At 69.0% G+C, this 11,014-nt stretch carries 11 protein-coding genes and 1 riboswitch; of the genes, 4 read left to right on the forward strand and 7 right to left on the reverse strand.

What is annotated here, in order from left to right; translation table 11 throughout:
- Position 1: 1 nt before the first annotated feature.
- Positions 2–682 carry a TetR/AcrR family transcriptional regulator gene (locus tag ACRSBM_RS01700; RefSeq protein ID WP_434438913.1) on the forward strand — a complete coding sequence of 227 codons (681 nt, stop codon included), beginning with the start codon at positions 2–4 and terminating at the stop codon, positions 680–682.
- Between the two features lie 53 nt (positions 683–735).
- Here ACRSBM_RS01700 and ald read toward each other — a convergent pair whose 3' ends face one another.
- Positions 736–1,848 carry an alanine dehydrogenase gene (gene ald / locus ACRSBM_RS01705; RefSeq protein WP_434438915.1) on the reverse strand — a complete coding sequence of 371 codons (1,113 nt, stop codon included), beginning with the start codon at positions 1,846–1,848 and terminating at the stop codon, positions 736–738.
- A 225-nt stretch (positions 1,849–2,073) separates the two neighbouring features.
- A riboswitch (glycine riboswitch) is annotated at positions 2,074–2,166 on the forward strand.
- 63 nt (positions 2,167–2,229) lie between these two features.
- Here ald and gcvH point away from each other — a divergent pair.
- Together gcvH and ACRSBM_RS01715 are read left to right on the forward strand one after the other, a co-directional pair.
- Positions 2,230–2,613 carry a glycine cleavage system protein GcvH gene (gene gcvH / locus ACRSBM_RS01710; protein WP_434438917.1) on the forward strand — a complete coding sequence of 128 codons (384 nt, stop codon included), beginning with the start codon at positions 2,230–2,232 and terminating at the stop codon, positions 2,611–2,613.
- 43 nt (positions 2,614–2,656) lie between these two features.
- Entirely contained in the window at positions 2,657–4,021 is a 1,365-nt protein-coding gene (locus ACRSBM_RS01715) for an L-serine ammonia-lyase (RefSeq protein WP_434438919.1), read from the forward strand.
- A 1-nt stretch (position 4,022) separates the two neighbouring features.
- On the opposite strand, the gene ACRSBM_RS01720 is transcribed toward ACRSBM_RS01715, so the two are convergent.
- The 3 genes from ACRSBM_RS01720 to ACRSBM_RS01730 form a co-directional block, all read right to left on the reverse strand.
- Positions 4,023–4,376, reverse strand: a complete 354-nt coding sequence (locus ACRSBM_RS01720) for a winged helix-turn-helix transcriptional regulator (protein ID WP_434438920.1) — start codon at positions 4,374–4,376, stop codon at positions 4,023–4,025.
- A gap of 77 nt (positions 4,377–4,453) precedes the next feature.
- Positions 4,454–6,043 carry a TROVE domain-containing protein gene (locus ACRSBM_RS01725; protein ID WP_434438922.1) on the reverse strand — a complete coding sequence of 530 codons (1,590 nt, stop codon included), beginning with the start codon at positions 6,041–6,043 and terminating at the stop codon, positions 4,454–4,456.
- Positions 6,044–6,536: 493 nt separating this feature from the next.
- The gene (locus ACRSBM_RS01730) at positions 6,537–7,187 is read right to left on the reverse strand and encodes a TVP38/TMEM64 family protein (protein WP_434438924.1); all 651 of its coding nucleotides are present in this window, start codon (positions 7,185–7,187) and stop codon (positions 6,537–6,539) included.
- Between the two features lie 70 nt (positions 7,188–7,257).
- Between ACRSBM_RS01730 and ACRSBM_RS01735 the strand changes: the two genes are divergently transcribed.
- The gene (locus tag ACRSBM_RS01735; protein WP_434438926.1) at positions 7,258–7,662 is read left to right on the forward strand and encodes a hypothetical protein; all 405 of its coding nucleotides are present in this window, start codon (positions 7,258–7,260) and stop codon (positions 7,660–7,662) included.
- Here ACRSBM_RS01735 and ACRSBM_RS01740 read toward each other — a convergent pair.
- The 3 genes from ACRSBM_RS01740 to ACRSBM_RS01750 form a co-directional block, all read right to left on the reverse strand.
- Entirely contained in the window at positions 7,659–9,536 is a 1,878-nt protein-coding gene (locus ACRSBM_RS01740; protein WP_434438928.1) for an ABC1 kinase family protein, read from the reverse strand. The genes ACRSBM_RS01735 and ACRSBM_RS01740 overlap by 4 nt on opposite strands.
- A gap of 89 nt (positions 9,537–9,625) precedes the next feature.
- Complete coding sequence (locus ACRSBM_RS01745) at positions 9,626–10,018, reverse strand: SSI family serine proteinase inhibitor (protein WP_434438930.1); 393 nt, start codon at positions 10,016–10,018, stop codon at positions 9,626–9,628.
- 138 nt (positions 10,019–10,156) lie between these two features.
- Positions 10,157–11,014, reverse strand: coding sequence for an SGNH/GDSL hydrolase family protein (locus tag ACRSBM_RS01750; protein WP_434438932.1), 858 nt, complete (start codon positions 11,012–11,014; stop codon positions 10,157–10,159).

The following is an 11,014-nucleotide window of genomic DNA, read 5'->3' on the forward strand; positions in this document are numbered from 1 at the left end:
TGTGGACAGCGTGTGGTTCGGCAAGCCCAGGCCCAGCAGCGGGCAGCCCCTCGGCCTGAGTCGTGAGGCGATCGTCCGCAAGGCCATGGAAATGCTGGACGAGCACGGCATGCAGAAGCTGTCCATGCGCAAGCTCGCCGCGGAACTGGGCGCGGCGCCGATGTCGCTGTACTGGCACGTGCCGACGAAGGACGCGCTGATCGAACTCTGCCTGGACGAGGTCTACGGCGAGTTCGGCCTGCCGGACCCCGACGGCGACTGGGAGACCGAGGTGCGCGGGATGATGCACAGGTTGCGTCATCTCGCGCTCAAGCACCCGTGGTGGGTCCGCGGCATCGGTGAGTTCAACACCATCGGCCCGAACGCGGTGGCGTTCGCGGACGCGATGTTCGGCCCCATGCTGCGCGCCGGCCTGTCGACGGCCACCGCGGCGCAGTCGATCTCCACGCTGTCGAGCTACGTCTTCGGGTACTCGTTCGCCGAGGTGAACTTCGTCGGCCGCGGCGGGATGGACTCGCCGCCGCCGGACCTGGCGAAGATCGCCGACCTGTACCGGGAGAAGCACCCGCGCTACGTCGCGATGCTCGACGAGAAGGAGGTGTGGTCGCTCGAAACGCAGTTCGAGTTCGGGCTGGACTGCGTGATCGACGGCATCAAGGCGCGCGTCGCCGCCCTGCGATAGGCGAAACCCCCGCAGCGTGATCGCGTGCGGGGGCCTCATTCATTCAGTTGGTCTTAGACGACGGTCTCCAGCGGCGTGTGCGTGAGGCCGGTCGCCTCGGCCACCGGGCCGTTGGTGAGCAGGCCGGCGTGGGCGTTGAGGCCCAGGGCGAGCGAACGGTCGTCCTTGAGCGCCTTCTCCCAGCCCTTGTCGGCCAGCCCGACGGCGTACGGCAGCGTCACGTTGGTCAGCGCGTAGGTCGAGGTGCGCGGGACGGCGCCCGGCATGTTCGCCACGCAGTAGAACACCGAGTTGTGGACCTCGTAGGTCGGCTCGGCGTGGGTGGTCGCGCGCGAGTCCTCGAAGCAACCGCCCTGGTCGATGGCGATGTCGACGAGCACCGAACCCGGCTTCATCTCGGCGACCAGCGCGTTCGAGACGAGCTTCGGGGCGGCGGCACCGGGGACGAGCACGGCGCCGATGACCAGGTCGGCCTCGCGGACGGCCTGCTCGATGGCGAACGAGTTCGACGCCAGCGTGCGCAGGCGGCCCTGGAACTGGGCGTCGATCTGGCGCAGGCGGTCGACGTTGGTGTCGAGGATCTGCACGTCCGCGCCCATGCCCACGGCGATCGTGGCGGCGTTGATGCCCGCCACGCCGCCGCCGATCACGACCACGCGGGCCGGGGCGACACCGGGGACGCCGCCGGGCAGCACGCCGCGGCCGCCGGAGGGCTTCATCAGCGAGAACGCGCCGACCTGCGGGGCCAGCCGGCCCGCGACCTCGGACATCGGGGCGAGCAGCGGCAGCGCGCGGTTCGGCAGCTGCACGGTCTCGTAGGCGATGGCCGTGGTGCCGGACGCGAGCAGCGCCTCGGTCAGCGGCTTGTCGGCGGCGAGGTGCAGGTACGTGAAGAGGGTCTGGCCTGCGCGGAGACGGGGATACTCCTCGGCGATCGGCTCCTTGACCTTGAGAACCAGGTCACCCTCCGACCAGACGTCGTCGGCGGTCGGGAGGACCTTGGCACCGGCGGCGAGGTACTCCTCGTCGGTGATCGCGGAGCCGAGACCGGCGCCCTGCTCGACGTACACGTCGTGCCCGCGGCTGGTCAGTTCGTGCGCACCGGCAGGGGTGAGAGCGACGCGGTACTCGTGGTTCTTGATCTCGCGGGGAACTGCGATCCGCACGATGACTCCTCCGTTCGGTGGCCTACATCTCACAATGTGGAGCAGTGGGAAGGTCATGTCACTGTGCGGGTTGCACTATCCGGACCCGGTCCGGTTGTTCACCTGGGACAGAGCAACCTGAGCCACACCTGAGTGCCGGTCGACCGTTCCGCGTTGACACTCGGCGGGGACCGCACATAGCGTTCGCCCTCGAGAACTGAAGACCGGCCGCGGCGCGTCAGCGCCAGAACCCGAGTGGGAGAGACCTCGACGCACTGGTCGGGGCGCCGAAGGGGCAAGCTCCCGCACACTCTCAGGCAGCAAGACCGCTCGGGGTAGGCAACTCTGCACGGCGGAGGGGGCGCAAGTTTCCTGACCCGTCACTGCCAGAGGAGTCGCGCCGTGGAGTTCCCCGAGAACCTGCTCTACACCGTCGAGCACGAGTGGGTCGACTGGACGCCGGGCACCCAGGACCCGCTGACCTGCGGAATCACCGAGTACGCCGCGGACGCGCTCGGCGACATCGTCTACGTCCAGCTGCCCGAGGTCGGCGCCAAGGTCGTCACCAACGCCGTCTGCGGCGAGCTGGAGTCGACCAAGTCCGTCAGCGACCTGTTCTCGCCCGTCACCGGTGAGGTGATCGAGGTCAACAGCGCCGTCGTCGACGACCCGGCGATCGTGAACAACGACCCGTACGGCGAGGGCTGGCTGTTCAGGGTCCGCGTCGAGTCGGCCGAGAACCTCCTCACCGCGGCCAAGTACGCGGAACTCACCAAAACCGACTGACATGAGCCTGACTGACCGCTCCACCACCACGAAGGACTGATCAGTGGCGATCAGCGTTTTCGACCTGTTCTCCGTCGGCATCGGACCATCCAGTTCGCACACCGTCGGCCCGATGCGCGCCGCGGCGATGTTCGTCGAGAAGCTCGGCGCACGCGCGTCCGAAGTGGACCGCGTGCACGTCGAGCTGTTCGGCTCGCTCGGCGCGACCGGCCACGGCCACGGCAGCCCGAAGGCCGTGTTCCTCGGCCTCGAGGGCAACCTGCCGGAAGAAGTCGACCCCACCGTCGCGGCCGCCCGCGTCGAGGAGATCGTCAGCACCGGACGGCTCCGGCTCGGCGGCGCACGCGAGATCGACTTCGTGCACGACCGCGACCTCGTCATGCACCGCCGCAAGTCGCTCCCGTTGCACCCCAACGGGATGCGCTTCGAGGCCTACCAGGACGGCAAGTCCGTCGAGCACGCCGTCTACTACTCGATCGGCGGCGGGTTCGTCGTCGACGAGAACGCCTCCGGCACCGACCGGATCAAGCCGGACTCGACGCCGTTGCCGCACCCGTTCCTGACCGGCGACCAGTTGCTCGCGCGCTGCCGCGAGACCGGCCTGTCGATCAGCGAGATCATGATGGCCAACGAGCTGTCGTGGCGCACGGAAGACGAGGTGCGCCAAGGACTTCTGCATATTTGGCACGTCATGCAGGAGTGCGTGGAACGCGGCTGCAACGAGCACGGCGTCCTGCCCGGCGGCCTCAAGGTCCGCCGCCGCGCCGCCGAGATGCGCAAACGGCTGGAGGGCGAGCACTTCGTCACCGACCCGCTGCGGGTCATGGACTGGGTGACGCTCTTCGCGTTGGCGGTCAACGAGGAGAACGCGGCAGGCGGCCGCGTCGTCACCGCGCCGACCAACGGCGCGGCCGGCATCGTCCCGGCGGTCCTGCACTACTACACGAAGTTCGTGCCGGGAGCCAACGACGACGGAGTGGTTCGTTTTCTCTTGACGGCCGGTGCGATCGGCGTGCTGTTCAAGGAGAACGCCTCCATCTCCGGCGCCGAGGTCGGCTGCCAGGGCGAGGTCGGCTCGGCCTGCTCGATGGCCGCCGGCGGCCTCGCCGAGGTGCTCGGCGGCACCCCGGAACAGGTCGAGAACGCGGCCGAGATCGCCATGGAGCACAACCTGGGCCTGACCTGCGACCCGATCGGCGGCCTGGTGCAGATCCCGTGCATCGAACGCAACGCGGTCGCGTCCATCAAGGCGATCACCGCGGTGCGCATGGCGTTGCGCGGCGACGGCTCGCACTTCGTGTCGCTCGACAAGGTCATCAAGACCATGCGGGACACCGGCAAGGACATGTCGGTGAAGTACAAGGAGACCGCGCGCGGCGGCCTCGCCGTCAACGTGATCGAGTGCTGACTCAGCGGGCGTCGTACGCCTGCTGCGCCTGGAGGACCTCGGGCATCCGTGCCTCCAGCAGGTGGATCAACGCGAGCAGCCGCTCGGCCGTCTCGCGCCCGAGCGGCGTGAGGCTGTAGTCGACGCGCGGTGGGTTCGTGGGCTGCGCTTCGCGGTGCACGAGCCCATCGCGCTCCAGCGCCTGCAACGTCTGGGACAGCATCTTCTCGCTGACCCCGTCGACGCGGCGGCGCAGCTCGTTGAACCGCAGCGGGCCGTCCACGAGCACGCCCATCGTCAGGCCGCCCCACCTGCCGGTGACGTGCTCCAGCGTGGGACGTGACGGGCACGCCTTCGCGAACACGTTGTACTCCATACCAGCATACTAACCGAGAGTTAGTGGGTTGATGAGGGGAGCTTTCATAAACCTCGTTTATGAAAGCTCCCCTCATCTCAAAACGGCCAGTCGGCGTTCTGGCCTGCCTCGAGCAACGGCACCATGCGAAACGTCGCGTCCGACAGGCCACCGAACTCGTGGCGGTTCGCCTTGCCGGTCGCGTACGCGGCCTGCCGGTACCCGCCCAGGTTGAACCCGTAGATCGGCACGTGCCGGGGCACGACGTCCGAGACGCCCTTCCCGTGGTACCCGGACACCGTCTGCATGTCCGAGATGATGAACACGCGGTCGTGCCCGTTGTAGGTGCGCTGCAGCGACCCGACGATGTCGGTGCCGTGCCCGACCTCGCCGATCCGCTTCAGGAACCGGTCGACCTCACGGATGACCGACGCCCCGCGCGGGACGTCGTGCCGGAACGTGCCGTCCGCGAAACCGACGACGTCGACCCGCTCGCCCTTCGCGCCCAGCGCGACACCGAAGATCGCCGCGGCCTTGGCCGGGGTGACCTTCGACTTCGCCGAGATCGTGCCGTGCGTCATCGACGCCGAGGTGTCGACGAGGATCAGCGACCGGCCGGGCAGCACCGGCAGGTTGCCGAGCGACGCCTGCAGCGCCTGGTCCAGGGCGTGACCCCAGCGCAGGCTCGGTGCCGCCTCGTACGCCGACAGGAACCGGAACGGGAACTGCCGCGAGCGGGCGACCTGGCCGGGGTCGGCCAGCCGGGTCGCGACCTGCGCCGCGACCTCGTCGGACATGCCCGCCTCGTCGAAGTTCCTGAGGTTGCGGAGCGCGGCCATGTAACCCATGGACGGCGAGAGCGCCTCCCACACCTCCTTCGTCATCGGCCCCTGCAGCCACCCCGCCACCGACTCCCACGTCATCCCCGCCCGGCGCAGCACGTCGGCCGCGTCGGGACGCGAGAAGAGCGCGCGCCGCTGCTCGACCGGCCACGCCATCAGCTCACGGCGTGCGGTGATCGTGCGCAGCTCCGCCGGGATCGCCGCGTCGGGCGAACGGCGGCGGTCCAGCACGTACTGGAAGAGCGAGCCCTGCCAGCCGGCGCCCGGCGAGGGGTGCGCGAGGTTCAGCACGTCGGCCATCCGGTAGCCGCGGGCGTCGCTGTCCCACTTGAGGACCGCGCGCTCGTCGTAGAGCCGCTTCACGGCGTCGGCGATGCCGCGCTTGATCGGCTTGGGCACGCGCCGGCCGTTCTGGCCCGTCCAGTAGGCGAGCAGCTCGCCCGGCTCGTCCGCCCGCTGCAGCACGGAGTCCACGACGGCGCGGTTGGTGACGCCCGCGCCGGACTCGGCCACCAGGCGGGCGAGGACGAACTCTGCCGCGCCGACGAGCGACGCGGTGCGCATGTTCGCCTCGCCGCGCAGCCACTTCAGCAGTCGCGCGGTCCACTCGGGATCGGCGAGCGCGGCGGCGTGCACGAGCTGGGCGAACCGGTTGTCGCGCTCGTGTCCGGATTCGTAGAAGGTGGCCTCGCCGCCCATGTTCGACACGGCGAGCAGGAACAGCTCGGACTTCGTGTCGCGGGCGTAACCGGCGCCGCCCTCGTGGGTGCGGCCGGACGGTGCCGTCGCCGTGGCGACAGGGCTGGTGCCCGCCGGACGTGCGCGAAAGATGTTGAACTTCGCCATCGGCTCTTCCCTCCTCAAGACGAAAAGAAGGGAGCCCACAAACCCCACACGTGTCCGAGATCAAGGTCGCGGAAGGTACGTTGCTGCTCTACCGATTTGAGCTACGACCGGTTTCCCGGCCGGCGAGACTCGAACCCGCAACCCGCCCATTAACAGTGGAAGTAACCCTCTGCTTCGCACCGGACACGTGTGAAGTTGTGTGCTCCCGAGATCAAACCGCCAACGGTGTTTCAGTTTTTGGAATGAAGTAACCGTTGGCTTCGCACCGGGTGCGATTTCAATACAACCACACCGCGCCAGCGATTTAGTTCCGGCCGATGTGGAGTTGTGCGTGGACGCCCGAGATCAAGTCGCGGAAGGTGACGTGCTCACCGAGGTGAGCGAAGACCGGCCGGAGCCGGTTTCAGGAGTCGAACCCGAGGAATCACCAGAAGTAACCCTCCGCTGCGCACCGGGCGCACACTCATACAACCATGCCGCGCCAGCGATTTTTCTACGGCGCCGCCTTCACGAGCCGGCGAAGCAGATAGAACAGTCCGACGGTCAGCAGGAAACCGGCGGCGCTGATCATCACGATCTGCTCCACCGTGTCGGCCTGTGCCCCCGCGAACACGTAGGCGGCACAAATCGGCGCGGTTCCGATCAGCGTGAACAACATGAAAGTCCGGAACGACACCCGTGACACGCCGGCGGACACCGACACCGTCTCCGCCATCATCGGAATGCCACGCGCGACTCCGAAGAACCACGGCCCGAACTGACGGCCCCACCGCCGCATCTCGGTCAGCTCCTCGATGGTCACCACGCGGCGCACCAGCCACGGGCCCGCGAACCGGCCCAGGGCGTACCCTGCGGCAGAGGAACCCAGGGACCCGACGACCGCGAGTGCCAGCCCCAGGGGCAGGCCGAGTGCCGTTCCCGCCAGCACGATGAGCGGAGTGGACGGTACGGGCAGCAGCACGTCCACGACGAGCAGCGCGAAGATCGCCACCGCCGCCCACACCGGGTCGATGCCACGCACCCACGTCACGACCCCGTCGAAGTCGATGAGGTCGAGTGCCTCGAACACGATCCAGCTCAGCAGCACGAAGCCGAGCACGACGGCCGGTATCCACTTCCACCGGACGCCCGTCTCATAACTCATCGGGTGATGGTCGCCCACCTCGATGCGCCGGACAATCCGCCAGTGGCGCAGGTTCCGCGAAGGGACACACATGAGTGACGATCTCGTGCCGTTCCTCGGGCACTGGGTGCTCGATCCGGCACGTTCCGCGTACACCGGCGGCACGCCTCCTCGCAGCGGCCACTACGACCTGCGCCTGGACGGCGACCGGCTGGTCGTCAGCATCGAAGGCGTGCTCGGGTCCGGTGATCCCATCCGCACCGGGTACACATTGGACCTGCGGCAGGACACGCCGATGAGCGTCGGCAAGGTCGACCGCGTGCGCACGGTCGTCGAGCCGCGCCGGTTCTGCACGATCGCCTACGCGGGCGCGCAAGCGGTTGCGCGGGCGTGGCGGATCCTCGGCCACCTCAACGAGATGACGATCGTCCAGTCCGCACCGGACCAGTTCGGCATGTGGCGTGACGACGTCTCGGTCTACCGCCGGCAGTTCTAGGAACGTGGTCGGAACACCGTGACCACGACGCGCAGGCCCAGCAGCACGGAGATGATCAGCAGGTTGTAGCCGATCACCTGGTACAGCCCGATGTCCGGCACCACCTGCGGCCCACCGGACGAACCGAGCAGCAGCACCGCCATCAGACCGGCGGTCGCGCCCAGCACCGTCAGCATCACCTGGTGCAGCAGGCCGGTGATGAACGAGCGGTCGCGCTCGTCGGCGAACAGCCGCATCGACATGCTCAGCCGGCCCTGCTCCATCGCGCCGGTGATCCGGTCGATCCGCCGCGGCAGCCGGCGCAGCATCGGCAGCACGGCCTGGAGCTCCTCGGTCATCGTCCGCTGCACGGACTCCGGGGTGAGCCGTTCGGAGATCTGCTCGGCGGCGAACGACCGCGACTCGACGACGATGTTGAAGCCCGGCGCCAGCACGGCCAGCGTGCCCTCCAGCGTCGCGAGCGCGCGGAACACCGCCGCGATCTCCGGCGGGATGCTCAGCCCGAACCGCGACACGATCAGGAACAGGTCGCCGAACATCTCCACGTCCGGCCGCATGCCCGCGCCGAGGTGCCGTGCCATGAACTGGCCGAGTGAGCGCTCCAGCCGTTGCTCGTCGATGTCCTCCGGCCGTGAGGTCAGCTCCAGCAACGCGTCCGTCAGCCCGGCCGGGTCGCCGCGGTCGATCGCCAGCAGCAGCCGTTGCAACGCCGAGCGCAACGCGGAGTCGATCCGGCCCACCGAGCCGAAGTCGAGCAGGCCGAGGCGGCCGTCGGTCAGCAGCAGCACGTTGCCGGGGTGCGGATCCGCGTGGAAGACGCCGTCGAGCATCACCTGGCGCAGCACGAACCGCAGCAACGTCCGCGCGAGTCCTTCGTCCTCGGCGGCGCCGCGCAACGTCACGCCGTCGAGCCGGTCCATGACGAGCACGCGAGACGTCGACAGGTGGACGTGCGGCAGGCCGACCGAGGAGTCCGACGCCGCCGCCACCGCCGCGATGTTGCGCGCCTCGACCTTGAAGTCGAGCTCCTCGCGCAACGCCGCCGCGAACCCGGCCGCCAGGTCCCGCACGCCCAGCGCCGAGCCCCACCGGGTGCGCTGCAGCTTCTCCGCCAGGCGCGACACGATGTCGAGGTCGCCCTCGGCCGTCGCCCGCACGTCCGGCCGCTGCACCTTGACGACGACCTCGGCGCCGGACTTGAGCACCGCCCGGTGCACCTGCGCGATCGATGCGGCGGCCAGCGGTTCCGGGTCGACCTCGCGGAACGCGTCGAGGCCCACCTCGGCGTCGAGCACCGCGCGGACCTCGTCCCATTTCGCCGCCGGCACCTTGTCCTGGAGCAGGCTCAGTTCCTCGACGAAGTCCGCCGGCAACAGGTCGGCCCTGGTGGACAGCACCTGCCCGAGCTTCACGAACGTCACGCCGGCGTCCTGCAACGCGAGCCGCAACGACCGTGAGAGGCCGGTGGAGGTCCGTTCCCGGCCGCGCAGGTAGGGCCCGAGGCCGTGCCGGAACGCGATCGCGGTGATGCGCGAGTAGCGGCGGGTCCGGGCGATCCGGCGCCGCGCCATGCCCCACCACTCGGTGGGCGGCGGGATCGAGCCGGTCGGCACGATGATCTCGGCGAACGCCAGCAGCCCGATCACCACGAGCAGCGACAGCCCGAGCTGCACCGTGATCAGCGCCGCGGACGGCTCCGTGGTCGTCTCGCCGAAGAGGTCCGACGCGATCGACATCGCCAGCACGCACACGAGCGCGGTGCGGACCAGGCCGATGCGCAGGCCGAGGATGCGGCGCGCCGCCAGGGCCATGCCCAGGACGAGCAGCAGGAACGTGACCGGGAAGCCGATCGTGTAGACGAGAAAGTCCCCCATGATCCGCAGCCTAAGCGCTGCGAGCTGAACGCCACCGGTGTTCCAGCGCGACGGCGGTGCGCTGGAACACCGGTGACGCGGTCACGGGGTCAGAAGTCGAAGACCTTGCCGGTGAACGCGCGCACGACGCACGGGTTCGAGTACACCTGCTGGAAGTCGATCTTCTTGTCGCGCCACTTGCCGCGCAACGTCGCCTTGGTCGGGTTCAGCTCCATCGTGCACATCAGGCCGGTCTCTTCCAGCTTGCGGAAGTCGCCTTCGACGGGGATGAGCTGCTCGCACGCCTGCTCGGCGTTGCGGTGCAGGCCGCCTGCTGGTTCGCAGTGCAGCTGCGTGGTGCTGAGTGTGCCCGTCTCCGGTTGCACCGACAGCACCAGGCCGGATGCGGGGAGGGGCGCTGCCAGTGGTGATGCCGCGGCCGTCCCGGGGACGAGTGGTGCGGCGAGCGCGAGGCAGGCAAACAGAAGTCGGGTCCTTGCCATGCCACCACTCTGGCGCGGCAAGGACCCGGATCTCCATTCAACTCAGCGGTAACACCAGATCGTGTAAACCGTCGTGACGGCGTGCAACTGGACGTCCGCGAGCTCCGTCCGGCCGCGCCGCGGAGCCAGGGCCGGACGTCAGACGCCCGCGAGTGCCGTCCCGGCGAGCGCCGCGGCGACCTGCTTGCCGACCGCCGCCATGCCCTTGGCGTTCGGGTGGACCGGGAACGCGGGGCTGGTCGGCAGGATGCCCTCGACCCACTTGTCCCACGGGGCCGCGCAGGTGTCGCGGCCGAGGCTGATGTCGTAAGGGTTCACGAACGTGGCACCGGCGGCCCTGGCCTGGGCGCCGAGCATTCCGTTGAGCTGTTGCTGGACGTTGTCGAGGTACGGCACGTCGCCCCGGGAGATGGGCACGACCGGCCAGCAACCACCGGACGGGGGCAGGATCCGCAGGTAGCCGACGACGACGATCTTGGCCTTGGGGGAGCGCTGCTTGATGCCGTTCAGCACCGCGGCGACCTTCGGCGCGGTCGCGGCGACCCGCTGGCCGAGGGAGTCGCCGTAGTTCGCCTTGCAGGGCGCGCCGGCCGGGTCGAGCACGCTCTGGGCGGCGCAGGTCAGGATGATGTCGGAGAAGCCGGTGTCGTTGCCCCCGATGGAGACGGTGACGAGGTCGGTGTCGGCTTTGAGGGCGGAGAACTGCGGCACGGACTGGCCGGGGATGCCGCTCTGCACGCCGGCCATGTCCTTGGTCTGCGCGCCACCGCAGGAGATGTCGGTGAAGGCGGCGATGCCGAGCTGCTTCGCGAGCACGGACGGGTAGTTCTGGGTGGACTTGAAACAGCTCAACGGGTCGAGCCGCTGCAGGGGGATGAACGGTCCGGACACGAACGAATCTCCGAGCGAGACGTAGTTCCGGTATCTCGGGGCAGCACCGGCGTGCGGGGCCAGCAAGGCGGCGATCAGGGCTGTGAGCAGGGAAATGACAGTCAC

Source organism: Lentzea xerophila (genome assembly GCF_051094245.1).
GTDB classification, from domain to species: domain Bacteria; phylum Actinomycetota; class Actinomycetes; order Mycobacteriales; family Pseudonocardiaceae; genus Lentzea; species Lentzea xerophila.

Excerpts from the sequence above, each read along its gene's own strand:
- ACRSBM_RS01720 (WP_434438920.1), bottom strand. The coding sequence starts at position 4,376 with ATGGAGTACAACGTGTTCGCGAAGGCGTGCCCGTCACGTCCCACGCTG.
- ACRSBM_RS01725 (WP_434438922.1), bottom strand. The coding sequence starts at position 6,043 with ATGGCGAAGTTCAACATCTTTCGCGCACGTCCGGCGGGCACCAGCCCT.
- ACRSBM_RS01730 (WP_434438924.1), bottom strand. The coding sequence starts at position 7,187 with ATGAGTTATGAGACGGGCGTCCGGTGGAAGTGGATACCGGCCGTCGTG.
- ACRSBM_RS01735 (WP_434438926.1), top strand. The coding sequence starts at position 7,258 with ATGAGTGACGATCTCGTGCCGTTCCTCGGGCACTGGGTGCTCGATCCG.
- ACRSBM_RS01740 (WP_434438928.1), bottom strand. The coding sequence starts at position 9,536 with ATGGGGGACTTTCTCGTCTACACGATCGGCTTCCCGGTCACGTTCCTG.
- ACRSBM_RS01745 (WP_434438930.1), bottom strand. The coding sequence starts at position 10,018 with ATGGCAAGGACCCGACTTCTGTTTGCCTGCCTCGCGCTCGCCGCACCA.